This window comes from Streptomyces sp. NBC_00009, from assembly GCF_045040855.1.
In the GTDB taxonomy this organism is placed as follows: domain Bacteria; phylum Actinomycetota; class Actinomycetes; order Streptomycetales; family Streptomycetaceae; genus Streptomyces; species Streptomyces aureus.
The window spans coordinates 4,639,658-4,660,418 of the sequence record NZ_CP108312.1; the positions used below are offsets into that span (position 1 = coordinate 4,639,658).

At 71.3% G+C, this 20,761-nt stretch carries 16 protein-coding genes and 1 riboswitch; of the genes, 14 read left to right on the forward strand and 2 right to left on the reverse strand.

All coding sequences use genetic code 11. The annotated features are described in order from the left end of the window. Nucleotides 1-10 precede the first annotated feature (10 nt). From OHA58_RS21030 to OHA58_RS21095, 14 genes are all read left to right on the forward strand, one after another. Complete coding sequence (locus OHA58_RS21030) at nt 11-2,095, forward strand: N-6 DNA methylase (RefSeq protein WP_405480596.1); 2,085 nt, start codon at nt 11-13, stop codon at nt 2,093-2,095. A 112-nt stretch (nt 2,096-2,207) separates the two neighbouring features. Further along, the gene (locus tag OHA58_RS21035) at nt 2,208-2,852 is read left to right on the forward strand and encodes a hypothetical protein (RefSeq protein ID WP_405480597.1); all 645 of its coding nucleotides are present in this window, start codon (nt 2,208-2,210) and stop codon (nt 2,850-2,852) included. Nucleotides 2,853-2,902: 50 nt separating this feature from the next. Further along, complete coding sequence (locus OHA58_RS21040; RefSeq protein ID WP_405485082.1) at nt 2,903-4,393, forward strand: protein kinase domain-containing protein; 1,491 nt, start codon at nt 2,903-2,905, stop codon at nt 4,391-4,393. A 158-nt stretch (nt 4,394-4,551) separates the two neighbouring features. Beyond that, a complete protein-coding gene (locus tag OHA58_RS21045; RefSeq protein WP_405480598.1) occupies nt 4,552-5,232 on the forward strand; it encodes a SurA N-terminal domain-containing protein in 681 nt (226 codons plus the stop codon). A 33-nt stretch (nt 5,233-5,265) separates the two neighbouring features. After that, a complete protein-coding gene (locus tag OHA58_RS21050; protein ID WP_405480600.1) occupies nt 5,266-6,258 on the forward strand; it encodes a nucleoside triphosphate pyrophosphohydrolase in 993 nt (330 codons plus the stop codon). A gap of 71 nt (nt 6,259-6,329) precedes the next feature. Beyond that, complete coding sequence (locus tag OHA58_RS21055) at nt 6,330-7,607, forward strand: cytochrome P450 (protein ID WP_405480602.1); 1,278 nt, start codon at nt 6,330-6,332, stop codon at nt 7,605-7,607. A gap of 139 nt (nt 7,608-7,746) precedes the next feature. Beyond that, nucleotides 7,747-8,745, forward strand: a complete 999-nt coding sequence (locus OHA58_RS21060; RefSeq protein WP_405480603.1) for a transglycosylase family protein — start codon at nt 7,747-7,749, stop codon at nt 8,743-8,745. Nucleotides 8,746-8,869: 124 nt separating this feature from the next. Then, nucleotides 8,870-9,086: riboswitch (cyclic di-AMP (ydaO/yuaA leader) on the forward strand. A gap of 4 nt (nt 9,087-9,090) precedes the next feature. After that, on the forward strand, nt 9,091-9,771 hold the full coding sequence (locus tag OHA58_RS21065) for a transglycosylase family protein (protein WP_405480605.1): 681 nt from the start codon (nt 9,091-9,093) through the stop codon (nt 9,769-9,771). A gap of 319 nt (nt 9,772-10,090) precedes the next feature. Next, on the forward strand, nt 10,091-11,377 hold the full coding sequence (eno, locus tag OHA58_RS21070) for a phosphopyruvate hydratase (RefSeq protein ID WP_383086937.1): 1,287 nt from the start codon (nt 10,091-10,093) through the stop codon (nt 11,375-11,377). A 103-nt stretch (nt 11,378-11,480) separates the two neighbouring features. Beyond that, the gene (locus OHA58_RS21075) at nt 11,481-11,969 is read left to right on the forward strand and encodes a septum formation initiator family protein (RefSeq protein ID WP_405480606.1); all 489 of its coding nucleotides are present in this window, start codon (nt 11,481-11,483) and stop codon (nt 11,967-11,969) included. An 82-nt stretch (nt 11,970-12,051) separates the two neighbouring features. Beyond that, complete coding sequence (locus OHA58_RS21080; RefSeq protein WP_116512579.1) at nt 12,052-12,582, forward strand: DUF501 domain-containing protein; 531 nt, start codon at nt 12,052-12,054, stop codon at nt 12,580-12,582. Continuing rightward, a complete protein-coding gene (locus OHA58_RS21085) occupies nt 12,579-13,523 on the forward strand; it encodes an exopolyphosphatase (RefSeq protein ID WP_405480608.1) in 945 nt (314 codons plus the stop codon). The genes OHA58_RS21080 and OHA58_RS21085 overlap by 4 nt, the downstream gene beginning before the upstream one ends. 509 nt (nt 13,524-14,032) lie before the next feature. After that, entirely contained in the window at nt 14,033-15,427 is a 1,395-nt protein-coding gene (locus OHA58_RS21090) for an NAD(P)/FAD-dependent oxidoreductase (protein WP_405480609.1), read from the forward strand. Between the two features lie 227 nt (nt 15,428-15,654). Beyond that, a complete protein-coding gene (locus tag OHA58_RS21095) occupies nt 15,655-16,953 on the forward strand; it encodes a class I SAM-dependent methyltransferase (protein WP_405480611.1) in 1,299 nt (432 codons plus the stop codon). 62 nt (nt 16,954-17,015) lie between these two features. Here OHA58_RS21095 and OHA58_RS21100 read toward each other — a convergent pair whose 3' ends face one another. Both OHA58_RS21100 and OHA58_RS21105 read right to left on the reverse strand, forming a co-directional pair. Continuing rightward, complete coding sequence (locus OHA58_RS21100) at nt 17,016-19,556, reverse strand: ABC transporter permease (RefSeq protein ID WP_405480613.1); 2,541 nt, start codon at nt 19,554-19,556, stop codon at nt 17,016-17,018. A 70-nt stretch (nt 19,557-19,626) separates the two neighbouring features. Continuing rightward, entirely contained in the window at nt 19,627-20,427 is an 801-nt protein-coding gene (locus OHA58_RS21105; protein ID WP_405480614.1) for an ABC transporter ATP-binding protein, read from the reverse strand. Nucleotides 20,428-20,761 lie beyond the last annotated feature (334 nt).

Genomic DNA, 20,761 nt, shown 5'->3' on the forward strand with positions numbered 1-20,761 from the left:
AGCACGCCGGGTGCAGGACAACGCCACAGAAGTGACCGCGGCCGGGATCGCCCGGCTCGCGGGGGTCGGCCGCGCAGCCGTCAGCAACTGGCGCCGCCGCCACCCCGACTTCCCCAAGCCCGTCGGCGGGACCGAGACCAGCCCCTCCTTCGCCCTCACCGATGTCGAGAACTGGCTGCGCGAGCAGGGCAAGCTCGCCGAGGTCCCGCTGCGTGAACGCGTCTGGCAGCAGCTCGCCGGGCACCCCGCGGGCCCCGGCGTCGCGCTCCTGCACACCGGCTGCGCCCTGCTCCTCGTGCACGACCGGCCCACCGACTGGCTCGAACTCGCCGCGGTCTCCGACGAGCACCTCGCCCAGCGCCTCCCCGCCGCCCTCGACGACGTCCTGACCCCGCGCTTCGGCCCCCGCGGCGAGCGCGCGGTGCGCCTGCCCGACACCGGGCTCCTGCCCTCCGTCCCGCTGCTGCGCGGCGCCGCCGAACTCGCCGCGGAACTGGGCGCCCGCCAGACGTACGAGTTCCTGCTCGGCCGTCATCTCGACGCCAACCCGCGCCAGTACACGCTCACGCCCGCGGGCCCCGCCCAGCTCATGGCCGCCCTCGCCGGACCCGCCCGCACCGTCCTCGACCCGGCCTGCGGCACCGGCGCCCTGCTGCGCGCCGTGCGCGACCTCTCACCCGAGCCGGACCAGCGCCTCTACGGCCAGGACAGCGCCCCCGACCTCGCCGCCCTCACCGCGCTCCGTCTCGCGCTCGGCACCCCGGCCGCCGACGGCGCCACCGTGCGCACCGCGGCCGGCGACACCCTGCGTGCCGACGCGTTCCCCGACGTCCGCGCCGACGCCGTGCTCGCCCACCCGCCGTTCAACGAACGCAACTGGGGCCACGACGAACTCGCCTACGACGCCCGATGGGAGTACGGCTTCCCGGCCCGCACCGAGTCCGAACTCGCCTGGATCCAGCACGCGTTGGCCCGCCTGCGCGACGGCGGCACCGCCGTCCTGCTGATGCCGCCCGCCGCCGCCTCCCGCCGCTCGGGCCGCCGCATCCGCGCCGACCTCCTGCGCCGCGGCGCCCTGCGTGCCGTGATCGCCCTGCCCGCGGGCTCCGTCCCGCCCAACAACATCCCACTGCACCTGTGGGTCCTGCGCAGGCCCGGCGCGGGCACACCGCCCGCGCCGGAACTCCTCCTCGTCGAGACGACCGGGGGCGGCCCGGCCGGCTCCGGCGACGGACGCGACAAGCTGCCGTGGGAGCAGGTCCAGCAGGCCGTCCTCGACGCCTGGCGGCCCTTCGACCGAGACGGCACGATCGAGGAACTGCCCGGCATCGCCCGCTCCGTGCCCGTGATCGAACTGCTCGACGACGAGGTCGACCTCGCGCCCGCGCGCCGGCTGCCGCCCCCGGCCGCGGGCGGCGGCGCCGAGGAGCTCGCCGCGGTCCGCACCCGCCTCGGCGACACCCTGCGCCTCACCGCCGACCGCGCCCCCGACACCCCGCCCGCCGCACAGAGCCCGGCCCGCTGGCCGCAGACGACGGTGGGTGAACTCGCCCGCGCGGGCGCCCTGTTGCTGCGGACCACCACGGCGACTTCGGGTCCCGCCACCGGTGGTTCCGCGCGCGTGCCCGTCCTCACCGACCACGACGTCCTCGCCGGCACCGCACCCTCCGGATCGCCCCAGGGCGGCGACGAGGAGCCCGTACTCGTCGAGGCGGGCGACGTCGTCGTGCCGCTGGCGGGCGGCGGGGCAGTCGTCCGTGTCGTCGACGAGGCCACCGCCGGCGCCGCGCTCGGCCGCGGCCTGACGCTGCTGCGCCCCGACCGGGCCGCGCTCGACCCCTGGTTCCTCGCCGGGTTCCTGCGCGGCACCGCCAACAACCGTCAGGCCAGCAGCTTTGCGTCCACCGCGACGCGCCTGGACGTGCGCCGCCTCCAACTCCCGCGCCTGCCACTCGCCGACCAGCGCCGCTACGGCGAACGCTTCCGCGCCCTGGCCGGGTTCGAGGACGCCCTGCGCCAGGCCGCGCGCCTCGGCGAACAGCTCGTGCGGGGCCTGCACGACGGACTGACGGACGGCACACTCGGCCCCGAGTGACGCGTTCGACATCCGTACGACAACGGTTCCGTACAACCCGGCGCGGGTTGTCGGAGTCGGCCTATACGCTCGACACACAAAGGACCCGTCAGCAGGAGCAGCAGGAGAAACCATGCACGGCCAGGGCTACATGCCACCGCCACAGCGCCCGTCGCATGGCGTGCAGATCGGGTTGCGCGTCCTGTTCGTGGCGCTCGCCCTGCTGAGCATCGGCTTCCTCGCGTGGACGGCGCTGCTGCGCCTCGCGCTGACGACGCGCAGCAGGACGGACTGGATCATCTTCGCGGCCGTCGCCGCGCTCCAGGCAGGCACGGTCTCGCTGCTCGCCACGGACCCGGGCGTCGACGAGTTCACGACGTGGCGGGGCGACGCGGGCATGACGATCCTCCTGATCACGCTCGCCGGAGTCGTCTCGTACTACCTCGTGGCCGACATCCGCCACTGCCGCAAGGAGCGCCTCGGGTTCTACGGCGGCTACGCGAGCGGGTACCGGCCGCAGCAGCAGCCTCAGCCGCTTCAGCAACCCGCGTACGGGTATCCGCAAGCCCAGCACTACGCGCCGCCCACGCCGCCGCCCACGCCGCCGTCGACGCCGCCCGTGCACGACCAGCTCACCCAGACCGCGGGCCAGGCCCCCACGCCCGTGCCCGCCCCCGCCCCGCAGCCCCAGGCGCCGCCGCCCCACCGCATCGACCAGGTCCGCGCGGAGCTCGACGAACTCAGCGACTACCTGCGAAAGCAGGAAGGCGGACGGTGACCCACCCCCTGAACGCGTCCGGCGGACAACTCGTCGCCGGGCGCTACGAGCTGTCCACCCTCATCGGCCAGGGCGGCATGGGCCAGGTCTGGACGGCGTACGACCAGCGGCTCGACCGGCGCGTCGCCGTGAAGCTGCTGCGCCCCGACCGCGTCGCCGGCCAGGAGGCCGACGAGCTGCGCCGCCGCTTCGTGCGCGAGTGCCGCGTCACGGCCCAGGTCGACCACCCCGGCCTGGTCACCGTCCACGACGCGGGCACCCAGGGCGAGGACCTCTACCTCGTCATGCAGTACGTGGACGGGGCCGACCTCTCCGACCACCTCGCCGAGCACGACCCCTACCCGTGGCAGTGGGCGGTCTCCGTCGCGGCCCAGCTGTGCGCCGTCCTGTGCGCGGTGCACGCCGTGCCGATCGTGCACCGCGACCTCAAGCCGCGGAACGTGATGGTCAAGCAGGACGGCACCGTCACCGTCCTCGACCTCGGCGTCGCCTCCGTGCTCGACACCGACACCACCCGCCTCACCCACACCGGCTCCCCCATCGGCAGCCCCGCCTACATGGCGCCCGAACAGGCCATGGGCGGCGCGGTGGGCCCCTACACGGACCTGTACGCGCTCGGGGTGCTGCTGCACGAACTCCTCAGCGGAGACGTCCCGTTCGCGGGCTCCACCGCCCTCGGCGTCCTGCACCGCCACCTCTACGAGCCGCCCCTGCCGGTCCGCCGCCTGCGCCCCGAGGTCCCCGAAGCCCTCGAAGCGCTCGTCCTGCGCCTGCTCGCCAAGGACCCGCAGCACCGGCCCGCCTCCGCGCAGGAGACGTACGAGGCACTGCTCCCGCTGCTGCCCGCGCGCGGCATACCGAGCGGCGGCCCCCTCGACCCGACCCGCCCCTTCCTGCGCCCCCACGCCCCCTGGCCCGACCGCGCCCGCACCCCCGCCCCCCAGCCCGCCGCGCCCACACCCCACACCGACCACGGCAAGCCCGACGTCGCGGGCGCCGTCGACGAGGTCAAGCGCCTCCTCGGCGAGGGCCGCATCACGCAGGCCGTCGACATCCTCGGCGCGATCCTGCCCGCCGCCGCGGCCCAGCACGGCGAGCACTCACCGGTCGTCCGGACCCTGCGCAAGCAGTACGCCGCGACGCTCATGGACGACGGCCAGTACCGCCGCGCCCTGCCCGAGCTGCGCCGCCTCGCCGACGAGCGCTCCGCCGAAGCCGGCCAGGCCGACCCGCAGTCCCTCCAGTTCCGCTACGAGGCCGCGCAGTGCCTGGAACAGCTCGGCGAACCGGCCGCCGCGCTCGCCGAATACCGGGCGCTGCTCCCGTACTACGAGAACCAGTACGCGACGACGGACATCACGCTGCCCCTCGAAGTCCGGCGCCGCATCGGCCACTTGCTCCTCGCACTCGGCGACCGGGCCGCCGCGCACGACACCCTCGTACGTCTGCTGCACGACGCGGAGCGCCTCCACGGGCCTGGACACCCGTTCCCGGCCGAAATCCGCCGCACCTTGCAGTGGCTGGGGCAGGTCCGGGGCTGAGCCGGGGCGGGCCGGGCGCGGGGAAGTGCGGGGGAGTGCCTCAACTCCCGGCGAATCGTTGGGTCGAATAGGTGGCCGAGAGCACGGCCACTGCCTAACATCGATCACCGCCGGACTTTGTGCACCGACGCACAAACTCTTCGCAGGGAGGCCCCACCTTGCACCGCAGCCGTAGCCGCCGCACCGCGCTCGTCCTCTCCACCGCCGCCGTAGCCGCGGTCCCCCTCCTCACCGCCTGCGGCGACGACGCGCACCCCGGCGCCGCGGCCGTCGTGGGCAGCGACCGCATCACCGTCTCCCAGCTGGAGAACCGGGTGAACGAGGTGCGCGATGCCCAGCAGGCCGCCACCAAGGACGACCAGCAGTACGAGCAGGCCATCGCCAAGTCCGGCAGCCTCACCCGGAACACGCTGCACTCCATGGTCTTCGACCGGGTCCTGCACCGCGCGGCCGCCGACGCGGGCGTCACGGTGAGCCGCAGGCAGATCCAGGAACGGAAAGCCGCGATGGCGCAGCAGGCCGGCGGCGTCCGGCAGATGCAGCTCGCCCTGCTCCAGCAGTACAACATCGCGCCCGAGCGCATCGCGGACAGCGCCCGCACCGATCTTGAGGTCATGGGCCTTGCCCAGAAGGTCGGCGCGAACATGCAGTCCCAGTCCGAGACCGACCAGGCCCCCTTCTGGAAGGCGCTCGACCAGGCCTCCAAGGAGCTGAACGTCGACCTGAACCCGCGCTACGGCACCTGGGACATCGCCAAGAGCCACGGCCGCGCCGACGCGAAGACGCCGTGGGTGCGCGAGGTCACGTCCCCGAAGACGGGGGACGAGCAGACGGCGTAGGGGGCGACAGGCGGCCTGGGTTACGTTCGAGGCGTGAACGCCGAGAACGCACCCGCCGCCGCCCCGACCGGCCGCATCGTCCTGCTCACCACCAGCCACCGCGTCGCGCCCGGCCTGCTGTCCTGGTCGGCCTGGCAGCTCCTGCACGCCGCCGACGAGGTGCTGTGCGCCGACGCCGCGCACCCGCAGCTGCCGTATCTGCGGGAGGCCGGCATCGAGGTGCGGGAGGCGGCGCCGACGGCCCGCGAGCTCGTCGACGCCTGTGCCGGGGGCCGCACCGTCGTGGTCGTCGCCACCGCCGAGGGCGACCGCCGCCTGACCGACGGCCTGGCCGCGCTCGCCGGCTCGGGCCGCGTCGCGATGCCCGACCTGGAACTGCTCCCGGCCTCCTACGACCTGCCGGGCGCCCGCCTCCTCGACCTGGTCCAGGTCATGGACCGCATCCGCCGCGAGTGCCCGTGGTCCTCGCAGCAGACCCACAAGGGCCTGGCGAAGTACGCGATCGAGGAGGCGTACGAACTCGTCGAGGCGATCGAGGACGGCGACCGGGACGAGCTGCGCGAGGAGCTCGGTGACGTGCTCCTCCAGGTCGTCTTCCACGCCCGGATCGCCGAGGAGGCCTCCGGCGAGGAAGGGGACGAGGCGTTCTCCGTGGACGACGTCGCCGGCGGCATCGTCGAGAAGCTCATCCACCGCCACCCGCACGTCTTCGGCGACGACACCGCGCTCACCCCGGAGGACGTGAAGGAGCACTGGCTGCGCACGAAGGCCGTGGAGAAGCAGCGCGAGTCCGTCACGGACGGGGTGCCGGTGGGACAGCCCGGCCTCGCGCTCGCGGCCAAGCTGGGGTCCCGGGTGCGGACGGCCGGGCTCGACGTATCCCTCCCGTCCGGCGAGGGCGTCGGCTACGAACTGCTCGCGCTCGCCCTGCGCGCCGAGGCCGACGGCGTCGACCCGGAAGCGGCGCTGCGGGCGGCGGCGCGAGCGTACCGGGACGCGATCCGGGCGGCGGAGGGGCTGGCCTAGGGTCTTTCGTCCGAACCGGTCGGCGGTGGGGTCCGGCCGGAGGGGCGCCCCGCGCCGGATACCGTCGACGCGTGACCGACAAGCCCGCGCAGCGCACCGCTCCCGAACTCTTCACCTGGGAGTTCGCCACCGATCCGTACCCGGCCTACGCCTGGCTGCGCGAGCACTCGCCCGTTCACCGCACGACGCTCCCCAGCGGTGTCGAGGCCTGGCTGGTCACGCGGTACGCGGACGCGAAGCAGGCGCTGGCCGACCAGCGCCTGTCCAAGAACCCGGCACACCACGACGAGCCCGCCCACGCCAAGGGCAAGACCGGCATCCCGGGCGAGCGCAAGGCCGAGCTGATGACGCATCTGCTCAACATCGACCCGCCGGACCACACGCGCCTGCGCCGCCTCGTCTCGAAGGCGTTCACCCCGCGCCGGGTGGCCGAATTCGCCGCCCGCGTGCAGGAGTTGACCGACCGGCTCATCGACGAGTTCGCCGCCAAGGGCGAGGCGGACCTCATCCACGACTTCGCCTTCCCGCTCCCCATCTACGCGATCTGCGACCTGCTGGGCGTCCCGCGCGAGGACCAGGACGACCTGCGGGACTGGGCGGGCATGATGATCCGCCACGGCAAGGGCCCGCGCGGCGGGGTCGCCCGCGCCGTGAAGAAGATCCGGAACTACCTCGTCGAGCTCATCCACCGCAAGCGGGACGAGCCCGGCGACGACCTGATCTCCGGCCTCATCCGCGCCTCCGACCACGGTGAGCACCTCACCGAGAACGAGGCTGCGGCGATGGCCTTCATCCTCCTGTTCGCCGGTTTCGAGACCACCATCAACCTCATCGGCAACGGAACATATGCCCTGCTCACCCACCCCGAGCAGCGCGAGCGGCTCCAGCGGTCGCTGGCCCCCGGCGCCGCCGAACCCGGCCTCCTGGAGACCGGCATCGAGGAACTCCTGCGCTACGACGGCCCGGTGGAGCTCGCCACGTGGCGCTTCGCGACCGAGCCGCTGACCGTCGGCGGGCAGGACATCGCCGCCGGCGACCCCGTCCTCGTGGTGCTCGCCGCCGCCGACCGTGACCCGGCGCGCTTCGACGAGCCCGACACCCTCGACCTCTCCCGGCGTGACAATCAGCACCTCGGATACGGGCACGGCATCCACTACTGCCTCGGCGCCCCGCTCGCGCGCCTGGAAGGACAGACCGCCCTCGCCACGCTTCTGACGCGCCTTCCGGACCTGCGACTCGCGGGGGATCCTGCCGATTTGCGCTGGCGTGGCGGGCTCATCATGCGGGGATTGCGCACGCTTCCGGTCGAGTTCACACCGCATCAGGAGGGCCCGGACAAAGCCCCGTAGCTGACGGTCCGTCAAGACTGTGACTTTCACGTGATCTCGGCTGCATCGACTTGTGACAAGCGTTCGACTCCCGCTACGTTCACCAGTCATCGCGGCACCACCCGCCGCAGCATTCCCCGAGCCACCGAAAGGCGCCTCCATGCTCACCGGGAACGGTCGTCACCGTCGCCCCCGCCAGGCTCCCGCGCTCCTCGTCGCCGCGGGAGTGGCCGGCTCCGCCATCGCGATCCCCCTGCTCGGCGCGACCAGCGCGAGCGCCGCGTCGACGGCCACGTGGGACAAGCTCGCCGAGTGCGAGAGCGGCGGCTCCTGGAGCGCCGATCCGGGCAACGGCTATTACGGCGGGCTCCAGTTCTCGCAGGAGACCTGGGAGGACTACGGCGGCCTCGACTTCGCGCCGCGCGCCGACCAGGCCAGCCGCTCGCAGCAGATAGCCGTCGCCGAGAAGGTCCTCGCCGACCAGGGTCCGCGGGCGTGGCCGGTCTGCTCGGTCACCTCGGGCCTCACGACGGACGACGCGGCGGCCGACGTCGATCCCGGGGCGGCCCTGCCGACCCCGTCCGCGTCCGCCGGCGACTCCGGCAGTGACGACGCGGCGAACGGCGACACCGCGAAGGACGACGCGAGCGACGAGCCGGCGGACTCCGCCTCCTCGGGCGCTAAGGACGACTCCCGAGGGGAGGATCGCGACATCTCGGGTGATACCTCAGGTGACACCGCGAATGACTCCAAGAGTGACAAGTCCGGCCAGGACGGCTCGACTTCCGGCTCGACTCCGACCTCCGGCACGCCCTCGCCGGAGGCCTCCGGCGGCTCGGACTCCGCCACGGCGCCCGCCTCCGGCCGGCACCGCGGCGACGCCGCCGAGGACGATGCGGCGGGCTCCTCGCGTGCCGACGACGGCTCGGGCCGCCACGCCTCGCGCGGTGGCGAAAGCGGGCGCAAGGGCGCGAATACGGACGAAGGCGCCTATACCGTGCGTGCCGGCGACAACCTCTGGGACATCGCCGACACCCATGACGTGGACGGCGGATGGGCCGCCCTGTACGCCGAGAACAAGAAGACGGTCGGCGCCGATCCCGACCTCATCCTTCCTGGTCAGAGTCTGGATCTTGGGCTCGAATCGGGCGAAAAGTAGCGGCAGTTCGGGCGTGATGTCCGCTTTTGCGAGAGTGAGAGATGGGTCTCAAAGGCCCTGATCGTCTTTGAAATTCGGGCGATCCACTGCTTACGGTCATCACCGCTCGCCACCGCGGGCCCCGTCGGATGTCACGCCGAATCCTGCCAATGTCCGTACGGGAACAGTCGTCGCGTAAGCGCCGTAGGCAGGAGCGGGGGACCCAAGGTAAGTGCCGGCCCCGGCCGTTGAGAGACGGCCGAACGACCGGCTTGGGGTTAAGTCGCACGCAGGACGTGCGACCGGGCACTCATCCGGCCCGAACCCGACAGCTCACCTCGTAGGCGTCGGTGAGGGGATCTCTCGATGCTGTTTTCCAGCAAGGGCAAGCACCGCCGCCCGTCCAAGGCAGTCCGTGTCGCCACGCTCGCCGGTGTCGCCGGTGCCGCTGTCGCCGTCCCGCTGATGGGTGCCACCGGCGCCTCCGCCGCCACCGCCTCCGAGTGGGACGCGGTCGCGCAGTGCGAGGCCGGCGGCAACTGGTCGATCAACACGGGCAACGGCTACTACGGCGGCCTCCAGTTCTCCTCGTCCACCTGGGCCGCGTACGGCGGCACCGCGTACGCCTCCACCGCTGACAAGGCCTCCAAGGCGCAGCAGATAGCCGTCGCCGAGAAGGTCCTGGCCAGCCAGGGCAAGGGTGCCTGGCCGAGCTGTGGCGTGGGCCTGTCCGCCGCCTCGACCGGCTCCGCCCCGGCCGCCGCCCCGCAGCCGGAGCGCAAGGCCGAGCAGCCGGCCACCCGCAGCCAGGAGCGCACGGCGCCTGCCGCCCCGAAGCAGGAGTCGAAGAAGACCGTCAAGACCCCGACCGGCAAGAAGGTCAAGAAGGGTGACGGCGAGTACAAGGTGAAGGCCGGCGACACCCTCAGCAGCATCGCCGAGGCGCACGACACCAAGGGCGGCTGGGCGAAGCTCTTCAAGCTGAACAAGGACATCGTCGAGGACGCCGACCTGATCTACCCGGGCCAGCAGCTCCACCTCAAGTAAGTAATAGAGGAGAGCAGCAGCCCCCAGGCCGCTCGGGTACCGGCTTTCGGCGGACGGCCGGTACCACTCCAGGTTTCCCCCAAGGACTCCCCGCCCCGGGTGCGCATTCCCCCGTCGCGCCCGGGGCGGGGCTTTGGTGTGTGAGGGGTCCTGGGCTTTCGTCCGTTGTCGGCCGGGATTTTTTGTTCCGTTCGGAAACAATTCGCTCTCGGTTTTGTCCACGGGCCGGTCGGTCGGCTGGCCGGTGCCTGGAGCCGGATAGGCTCAGGTGTTGCCGGACCATGCGGCCCGGCGTAGTTGCGTCACATCCCAGAAGGAGATGCTCGTGCCGTCCATCGACGTCGTCGTAGCCCGGGAAATCCTGGACTCCCGAGGCAACCCCACGGTCGAGGTCGAGGTCGGCCTCGACGACGGCAGCACCGGTCGTGCCGCTGTCCCGTCCGGTGCGTCCACCGGCGCGTTCGAGGCCATCGAACTCCGCGACGGTGACCCGAACCGGTACCAGGGCAAGGGTGTCGAGAAGGCCGTCCTCGCCGTCATCGAGCAGATCGGCCCGGAGCTCGTCGGCTACGACGCCACCGAGCAGCGCCTGATCGACCAGGCGATGTTCGACCTGGACGCCACCGACAACAAGGGCTCGCTCGGCGCCAACGCCATCCTCGGCGTCTCCCTCGCCGTCGCGCACGCCGCCTCCGAGGCCAGCGACCTGCCGCTGTTCCGCTACCTCGGCGGTCCGAACGCGCACCTGCTGCCCGTCCCGATGATGAACATCCTCAACGGTGGGTCGCACGCCGACTCCAACGTCGACATCCAGGAGTTCATGATCGCGCCGATCGGCGCGGAGTCCTTCTCCGAGGCCCTTCGCTGGGGCGCCGAGGTCTACCACACCCTCAAGAAGGTGCTGAAGACCAAGGGCCTGTCCACCGGCCTGGGCGACGAGGGCGGCTTCGCCCCGAACCTCGGCTCGAACCGAGAGGCCCTCGACCTCATCCTCGAGGCCATCAAGCAGGCCGGTTACGTCCCCGGTGAGCAGATCGCGCTCGCGCTCGACGTCGCCGCGTCCGAGTTCTACAAGGACGGCAAGTACGAGTTCGAGGGCAAGTCCCGCTCGGCCGCCGAGATGACCGAGTACTACGAGGAGCTCGTCTCCGCGTACCCGCTGGTCTCCATCGAGGACCCGCTGTACGAGGACGACTGGGCCGGCTGGAACGTCATCACCGAGAAGCTGGGCGACAAGGTCCAGATCGTCGGCGACGACCTCTTCGTCACCAACCCCGAGCGACTCGCCCGCGGCATCGAGGAGGGCTCCGCCAACGCCCTGCTCGTCAAGGTCAACCAGATCGGTTCGCTGACCGAGACCCTGGACGCCGTCGAGATGGCCCAGCGCAACGGCTTCAAGTGCATGATGTCCCACCGCTCCGGCGAGACCGAGGACGTCACCATCGCCGACCTCGCCGTCGCGGTGAACTGCGGCCAGATCAAGACCGGCGCCCCGGCCCGCTCGGACCGCGTCGCCAAGTACAACCAGCTCCTGCGCATCGAGGAGATCCTCGACGACGCCGCGGTCTACGCCGGCCGCAGCGCCTTCCCGCGCTTCAAGGGCTGAGCGCACCCTTAAGGCACTGCCTTAGGAAGCGTCGTACGTACGTCCCCGCACCCGGTCCCGTACCGTGTGCGGGGACGTACGCACGTAAAGGGGAGGCGCGAACATGGCCGGGAGAGTCCGGGACAGGGACCGTGACCGGTTCTCCACCGCGACCCGGCTGCGTCTGCTCGGCGAGCAGACCGCCGAGCGCGTCTACCGCTCCCAGACCAGACGCCAGGCCCGCCGCTCCCGCCTCACCGGCCGCGCGGCACTCCTGGCCCTCGTCCTGTGCACCCTGGTCGTCGCGCTCGCCTACCCCATAAGGCAGTACGTCTCCCAGCGCGGGGAGATCGCCGACCTCCAGCGCCGGCAGCAGGAGGCCCAGAGCAGGGTCGACAGGCTGCGCGACGAGAAGGCACGCTGGCAGGACGACTCGTACGCCGAGCAGCGGATCCGCGACCGGCTCCACCTGGTGATGCCGGGCGAGACCGGCTACGTCGCGCGCGACCCCGACGCGGCCAAGCGCACCCGCTCCGAGGGGAGCGCGAAGGGCCGGCCCTGGTACTCGAACGTCTGGGACGGCGTCGACAAGGCCGACCGCCCCGACAACTGACCCGCCCTCACTGAAGCCCGAAGCCCGAAGCTCCGAATCCGTAGTACCCCCACCGAAGTTCACTGAAGGAAAGCCCCCAGGCATGGACACGCCCCCGCCCCAGACCGAGCCGACCACGCCCACGGACGCCGACATCCAGGCGTTCAAGGAGCAGCTCGGCCGCCCGCCGCGCGGCCTGCGGGCCATCGCGCACCGCTGCCCGTGCGGCAACCCGGACGTGGTCGAGACGGCCCCCCGCCTCGAGGACGGCACGCCCTTCCCGACGACGTACTACCTCACGTGCCCGCGCGCCGCGTCCGCGATCGGCACGCTGGAGGCGAACGGCGTCATGAAGGAGATGACGGAGCGCCTTCAGACGGATCCCGAGCTCGCGGACGCGTACCGCAAGGCGCACGAGGACTACATCGCGCGCCGTGACGCCATCGAGGTCCTCGAGGGTTTCCCGAGCGCGGGCGGCATGCCGGACCGGGTGAAGTGCCTGCACGTCCTGGTCGGCCACTCCCTGGCCGCGGGCCCGGGCGTGAACCCGCTCGGCGACGAGGCCATCGCGATGCTGCCCGAGTGGTGGGCGAAGGGCCCCTGCGTGTCGGCCGCGCCCGAGGAGAGCGAGTGACCAGGGTCGCCGCCGTCGACTGCGGCACGAACTCGATCCGGCTGCTCGTCGCCGACGCCGACCCCGCCACGGGTGAACTCGTCGAACTGGACCGCCGCATGACGATCGTGCGGCTCGGGCAGGGCGTGGACCGCACGGGACGCCTCGCGCCCGAGGCGCTGGAGCGCACCTTCGCGGCCTGCCGCGAGTACGCCGAGGTCATCAAGGCGCACGGCGCCGAGAAGATCCGGTTCGTGGCCACGTCCGCATCCCGCGACGCCGAGAACCGGGACGACTTCGTGCGCGGGGTCATGGACATCCTGGGCGTCGAGCCCGAGGTCATCACCGGTGACCAGGAGGCCGAGTTCTCCTTCACCGGCGCGACGAAGGAGCTGACGGGCCGGGCCGACCTCGACAAGCCCTACCTGGTCGTGGACATCGGCGGCGGCTCGACGGAGTTCGTCGTCGGCGAGGACACGGTCATGGCCGCGCGTTCCGTCGACATCGGCTGCGTCCGTATGACGGAGCGCCACCTCGTGGGGGAGGACGGTCAGGTCACCGACCCGCCGACGCCCGCGCAGATCGAGGCCATCCGCGAGGACATCGTCGCGGCGCTCGACCTCGTGACGCAGACCGTCCCGCTGACCGCGGCCCGCACGCTCGTGGGTCTCGCCGGTTCCGTGACGACGGTCGCCGCGCTCGCGCTCGGCCTGACCGCGTACGACTCGGTGGCCATCCACCACTCCCGTATCTCCTACGAGCGCGTCGACGAGCTCACGGACTGGCTGGTGACGTCCACGCACGACCAGCGCTCCCTGAACCCGGTCATCCACCCGGGCCGCGTCGACGTCATCGCCTCCGGCGCGCTGGTGCTGCGCCTGATCATGGAGTGGATCGGCGCCAAGGAGGTCGTGGTGAGCGAGCACGACATCCTCGACGGCATCGCCTGGTCGATCGCCTAGCCCGTTCCCGGCCCGTTCCCGCCCCGTTCCCGGCCCGATCCAGGCCTTTTCCCGCCCCCTTCCCCGCCCCCCTTCTGACCTGCCGGTACCGCCCGCGGCCGACTCCCCTGAGCGCTCAGGACGTCGTCTGAGCGCGGTAAAGGAGAGGGGCGACACGCCCCGGCGACACCCCGTCGGGAAAGTTCGTGAAGTTCTTCACAAGGAATTCGGCCTCATGGGGCGAGGTTCCGGGCCAGATGGCCCGCGGAAGGGGGTCTTCGGGCTCTGGCGGCTGCCACGCGGGGCGTTCCAGGCTTGTTACGGGCGGATGAACCGGATGAGTGGTCCACCCCCGCCGAATGCCCGGAGCGGCAGCTCAAGAGGGGTGCGCAACGACCGGCGTTATACCGTGGTTCCCCGCCAGGGCCATGACCTCGATCACGTGGGCGGCGGAGTGTAGCAGAGGCCCCACCCGAGCTTGTGAAGGGGCGCACGAGCGACCCCCTCCGGACGGGTGGATACTCGATGGCATGAGCACCACGGAGCGTCCCAGGATCCTCGTAGTAGGCGGTGGGTACGTAGGCCTGTACGCAGCACGACGCATTCTCAAGAAGATGCGTTATGCGGAAGCGACCGTCACGGTCGTGGACCCGCGCTCGTACATGACTTACCAGCCCTTCCTCCCCGAAACCGCCGCCGGCAGCATCTCGCCGCGCAACGTCGTCGTCCCGCTGCGACGCGCTGTGCCCGGAGCCGAGATTCTCACCGGCCGGGTCACCACCATCGACCAGGACCGCAAGGTCGCCACGGTCGCCCCGCTCGTCGGCGAGGCGTACGAGGTTCCCTTCGACTACCTGGTGATCGCGCTCGGCGCGGTCTCCCGCACCTTCCCGACGCCGGGCCTCGCCGAGGTCGGCATCGGTATGAAGGGTGTCGAGGAGGCCATCGGCCTGCGTAACCACGTGCTCGAGCAGCTCGACAAGGCCGAGTCCACGAACGACGAGGAGATCCGCCGCAAGGCGCTCACCTTCGTGTTCGTCGGCGGTGGCTTCGCGGGCGCCGAGACGATCGGTGAGGTCGAGGACCTGGCGCGGGACGCGGCCAAGTTCTACAAGAACGTGAAGCGCGAGGACATGCGCTTCGTGCTCGTCGACGCCGCCGACAAGGTGCTGCCGGAGGTCGGGCCCGAGCTCGGCCAGTACGGCAAGAAGCACCTGGAGTCCCGCGGTATCGAGATCTACCTCGGCACCACGATGCCGTCCTGCGTCGACGGTCACGTCGTGCTCAGCAACGGTCTCGAGGTCGACTCCAACACCGTCGTGTGGACCGCCGGCGTCAAGCCGAACCCGGCCCTCGCGCGCTTCGGTCTCCCGCTCGGCCCCCGCGGCCACGTGGACACCCAGGCCACCCTCCAGGTGCAGGGCAGCGACTACATCTGGGCCGCGGGCGACAACGCCCAGGTTCCGGACCTGGTCGGCCGCAAGGCGGGCAACCCGAACGCCTGGTGCCCGCCGAACGCGCAGCACGCCATGCGTCAGGCCAAGGTCCTCGGCGACAACGTGATCTCCGGTATGCGGGGCTTCCCGCAGAAGGAGTACAGCCACGCCAACAAGGGCGCGGTCGCGGGTCTCGGCCTGCACAAGGGCGTGGCGATGATCGTCATGGGCAAGATGAAGATCAAGCTCAAGGGCCGTCTCGCCTGGTACATGCACCGTGGCTACCACGGCATGGCCATGCCGACGTACAACCGCAAGATCCGTGTGATCGCCGAGTGGACGATCAACATGTTCCAGAAGCGCGACATCACCGCGCTCGGCGCCCTCGAGTCTCCCCGCGAGGAGTTCTACGAGGCCGCCAAGCCGGCGCCGGCTCCGGCCGCCAAGGCGGAGGAGAAGAAGGTCGAGGAGAAGGCCAAGGCCTCCTGACCCCGGTCCAGTAACACCCCTGAAGGGGCGCTCGCCATCCGTGGTGCGAGCGCCCCTTCGGCGTTCCCGGATCCGCCCCGGCCGGCGCTCCGGCCTGCCGGTATACATGGCCGCTACATGTATTTTGCCGATCCGTAACGCAGTAACGGGACTGCGAGAGCGCTCCGTTGGTGTTTACGTGGTGTTGGACGATTCCGGGATCGTCTCCCATTACGGAGGTGTGCGCCATGCAGGACGCCGCACAGCGGCTGAAGAACCTCGCCGAACAGCTACTCGGAGTACCGCTTCCCGTCAGGCTTCGCGCCTGGGACGGTTCGGAGGCCGGGCCGCCCGCCGGACCCACTCTCGTCGTACGCAACCGCCGCGCCCTGCGCCGCCTGTTGTGGAAGCCGGGAGAACTCGGCCTGGCCCGCGCCTGGGTGGCCGGTGACCTGGACGTGGAGGGCGATCTGTACGACGCCCTCGGCCAGATGGCCGGGCTCATCTGGGAGCGCCCCGAGGAGGACGGCAGGAGCCTCGTCGAGGCCCTGAAGGAGCCCAGGGGCAGGGCCGCCGTCGCCGAGCTGGTCAAGCTCGCCGGGCCCTTCCTGCCGCCCGCCCCGCCCGGTGAGGAGATGCGCAGGCGCGGCCGCCTGCATCTGCACACCAAGGGCAGCGACCGACGGGCCATCAGCCACCACTACGACGTCGGCAACGACTTCTACGAGCTGGTCCTCGGTCCCTCGATGGTCTACTCGTGCGCGTACTGGGACTCGCCGGACGGCACCCTCGAGGACGCCCAGCGCGACAAGCTCGAACTCGTCTCCCGCAAGCTCGGCCTGGCGCCCGGTCAGCGCCTGCTCGACGTCGGCTGCGGCTGGGGCTCCATGGCCATTCACGCCGCCCGCGAGTACGGCGTCGGCGTCGTCGGCGTGACGCTCTCGCAGGAGCAGGCCGCGTACGCCCGTAAGCGGGTCGCCGAGGAGGGGCTCACCGACCGGGTGGAGATCCGGGTCCAGGACTACCGCGACGTGCGCGACGGGCCCTTCGACGCGATCTCGTCCATCGGCATGGCCGAACACGTCGGCTCCGAGCGGTACCTGGCGTACGCCGAGGCGCTCTACGCCCTCCTCAAGCCGGGCGGCAGGCTCCTCAACCACCAGATCGGCCGACGCCCCCAGAAGGACGAGTCGACGTACGAGGTCGACGAGTTCATCGACGCGTATGTCTTCCCGGACGGGGAGCTCGCGCCGGTCGGCACGACCACCGGGCTCCTGGAGCGGGCCGGGTTCGAGGTCAGGGACCTGGAGGCGATCCGGGAGCACTACGCGCTCACGCTGCGCCGCTGGGTGGCCAACCTGGAGGCCGGCTGGCCCGCGGCCGTGAAGTTCACGAGCCCCGGCCGGGCCCGCATCTGGCGCCTGTACATGGCCGCGTGCGCGCTGAGCTTCGAGCGCAACAAGATCGGGGTGAACCAGATCCTCGCCGTGAAGACGCCCCTGTCGGGCGACCCGGGTATGCCCCTGCGGGCGCGTACCTGGAACTGACGGCCCGGACACACGGATGGGGCGCACCGGCAGTCGGCCGGTGCGCCCCATCCGCCGTTTCGCTACTCCGACTTGATGGCCGCCAGCATGTTCAGCCGGGCCGCGCGGCGGGCCGGCCACAGGGCCGCCAGGATGCCCACGACGGCGGCCAGCGCGAGGAAGATCCCGATCCGGCCCCAGGGCAGGACCAGCTCGTACGTCGCCAGGGACGTCGCCATCAGCTTGCCCGCCGCCCAGCCGAAGAACACGCCGAGGCCGACGCCGAGCACACCGCCGAACAGCGAGATCACCAGGGACTCCAGGCGCACCATGCGCTTGATGCCCTTGCGGTCGAGGCCGATCGCGCGCAGCATGCCGATCTCCTGCGAGCGCTCGAAGACCGACATGGCCAGGGTGTTGATGACGCCGAGGACGGCGACGATGACCGCCATGGCGAGCAGGCCGTAGAGCATGTTCAGCATCAGCGTGAACATCTTCGAGATCGCGTTGGAGATGTCCTGCTTGTCCTGGACGAGGATCGCCGGGTTGTCGCCGAGCGCCTTCTCGATGCGGTCCTTGGCGGCGGCGGACGTGCCGCCGTCGGTCTTCACCATGACCTGCATGTCGGACGGGTCCGTGACGTGCAGGGTCAGGACGGCGGAGTCCAGCATGATGCCGCGCATCATGTCGTTGCCCTCGTAGACCCCGGCGACGGTCAGCTGCTGCTTCTTGCCGTCCTCGAAGTTCGTGGTGAACGTCGAGCCGGTGCGCCAGCCGTGGTCCTTCGCGGTCTTGTCGTCCACGACGACGTCACGGCCGCCGATCCGGAAGGTGCCGCTGTCGACCTTGAGGTCGGTCAGCGAGCCGATGGTCGCGCCGTTGACGCCGGTCAGGAACTCGGTCTGCCCGTCGATGCGCGAGGGCGAGTTGCTCAGGCCGCTGGTGGCGGTGACGCCGTCGACCTCGGCGAGCTTGCCGGCGACCTCGGGGGACAGGGAGTTCATGTTCGCCATGGAGACGACGTAGTCGGCCTTGAGGGCGGACGACGCCATCTTGTCGATGGCCTGCTGGGCGCTGCCCGCGATGACCGTCATGCCGGTGATCAGCGTGAGGCCGATCATCAGGGCGGAGGCGGTCGCGGCGGTGCGGCGCGGGTTGCGGACGGCGTTCTGGCGGGCCAGCTTGCCGGAGATCCCGAAGACGCGCAGGACCGGCCCCGCGGCCGCGATCAGCGGGCGGGACAGCAGCGGGGTGAGGACGAAGACACCGATCACGAGGAGGCCCGCGCCGAGGCCCAGGGGGGCCTGCGCCGAGGTGCCGTCGCTCATCGTCGTCGCGTACAGGGAGGAGGCGATGCCGGCCGCCGCGAACAGCGCGCCGATCGTGTTCCGTACGACGAGGGAGCGGGTGGTCGCCGTGGCGTGCACGCTGCTCATCGCCGCGACCGGCGGGATCTTCGCGGCGCGGCGGCCGGGCAGCCACGCGGCCAGCATCGTGATGACGACGCCGACGACGAGCGACGTGACGACCGTGCCGGGCGAGACCACGAGCGGCCCGTCCGGGATCTGTGCGTCGGTCGCGCCCATCAGGGAGCGCATCCCGGCGCCGATGCCGATGCCCGCCGCCAGACCGGTGACGGCCGCGACCGCGCCGACCACGAACGCCTCCGCAAGGACGGAGCGCGTGACCTGCCTGCGCGAGGCGCCGACGGCCCGCATGAGCGCGAGTTCCTTGGTGCGCTGGGCGACGAGCATCGTGAACGTGTTGGCGATGATGAAGACGCCGACGAAGAGCGCGATACCGGCGAACACCAGCAGGCTCGACTTCATCGAGCTCATGCTGGACGAGATCTGCTCGGCCTGGTCATCGGCGAGCTGCTTGCCGGTCGTGGTCTCGGCCTGCCCCTTCGGCAGGGCCTTGTCGAGCGCGCCCTGCAGAGCGGCCTGACTGGTCCCGGCCGCGGCCTTGACGTCGATCTCGTCGTACGAGCCCTGCTTGTGCAGGAGCTGCTGCGCGGTCGCAGTGTCGAACAGGGCGAGGCTGCCGCCGGCCGCGACGTTGCCGTCCTCGGTGGTGAAGATGCCGGTGACGGTGGGCGTCAGGACGGGCCCGTCGATGGACATCCGTACGGTGTCGCCGACCTTGTAGCCCGCGCGCTTCGCGGTCTGCGAGTCGAGCGCGACCTCGCCCTTGCCGCTGGGCGCCCTGCCGCTCTTGAGCGGGTAGCGCGGGTCTGTGTTCTTGGGGGAGCCCCAGTAGTTGGCGCCCTGGGTGGAGAAGCCGTTGCCGACGAGCTTGCCGTCCTTGTCGGCGACGGCCGCGAAGCCGCTGACGACGCCGATGGCCGACGCGGCGCCGGGCGCCTTCGCGGCCTGGTCGAGGGTGGCCTGCGTGAGCTTGGGGACCTTGGTGACGCGGTCGCCCTTCGCCAGGGCGGTCTTGGGCGTGACGGCGACGTCGACCTGGTCGAAGCCCTTGGCGGAGCTCTTCTGGAAGGCGTCGGAGATGGTGTTGGTGAAGACCAGGGTGCCGGAGACGAAGGCGACGCCGAGCATGACGGCGAGCACGGTCATCAGGAGCCTGGCCTTGTGCGCGAACACATTGCGCAAGGCGGTACGGAACATGGGGTTTCTCAGTCCAGGGGTACGGCGACGTGGCGTCGAGGCGGCGGGGCGGCGGCTGTGCGGGCGGGCGTCAGCTGGTGCGGCCCTTCGCGTCGAAGCCGGGGGTCTGGGGGGACCCCCCAGAAGAACGCGGCATCCTGTCCAGGACCGAGTCGGCCGTCGGGTCGTACACCTCGTCGACGACGCGGCCGTCGGCGAGGAAGATCACGCGGTCCGCGTAGGCGGCGGCGACCGGGTCGTGGGTGACCATGACGACGGTCTGGCCCAGCTCGCGCACGGAGTTGCGCAGGAAGCCGAGGACCTCGGCGCCGGCGCGCGAGTCCAGGTTTCCGGTCGGCTCGTCACCGAAGATGATCTCGGGCCGGGAGGCGAGGGCGCGGGCGACGGCCACGCGCTGCTGCTGGCCGCCGGAGAGCTCCGAGGGCCGGTGGCCGAGCCGGTCGGACAGGCCCACCATCGCGATCACGTTCTCCAGCCACTGCTTGTCCGGCTTGCGGCCCGCGATGTCCATGGGGAGCGTGATGTTCTCCAGGGCCGTCAGGGTGGGCAGCAGGTTGAACGCCTGGAAGATGAAGCCGATCTTGTCCCGGCGGAGCTTGGTGAGCTGCTTGTCCTTGAGGGACCCGAGCTCGGTGTCGCCGATGCGCACGGAGCCCGACGAGAAGTTGTCGAGGCCGGCGACGCAGTGCATCAGGGTCGACTTGCCGGACCCGGACGGGCCCATGATCGCGGTGAACTCGGCCTGCCGGAAGTCGACGGAGACCCGGTCGAGCGCGACCACCTGGGTCTCGCCCTGTCCGTAGACCTTGGACAGATCCGTGGCGCGCGCGGCCACTGCGGTGGCCTTGCCGGCGATGGGGGTGGTGGTCACGGAAGGGGGCTCCTGTCGGACGACGGGTGAGGACGGGGTCCCGTTGGAGGGACCTCTCCATCGTCGTGGCCGTCTCGGGCCGTGAAGTCAGCCGCTGTTCCGGTTCCTGGGGGCGACTTCGGGGGGACCGGGGCCGCCCGGGTCATACCTGGGGATGACCCGTGACCCTGAGAGCGAAGATCACCGCGGGAGGTGAAATCCCGTCAATCCACGATGACGGGGGCGAGGGCGCCGACGGGCGTGGAAGGGCCTGCGGCATGTGCTGATGGCGGCTACCGTGGTCTGATGCACCCTCAGACGTCAATAAAATAAGACAACATCGAGCGGGCGTTCC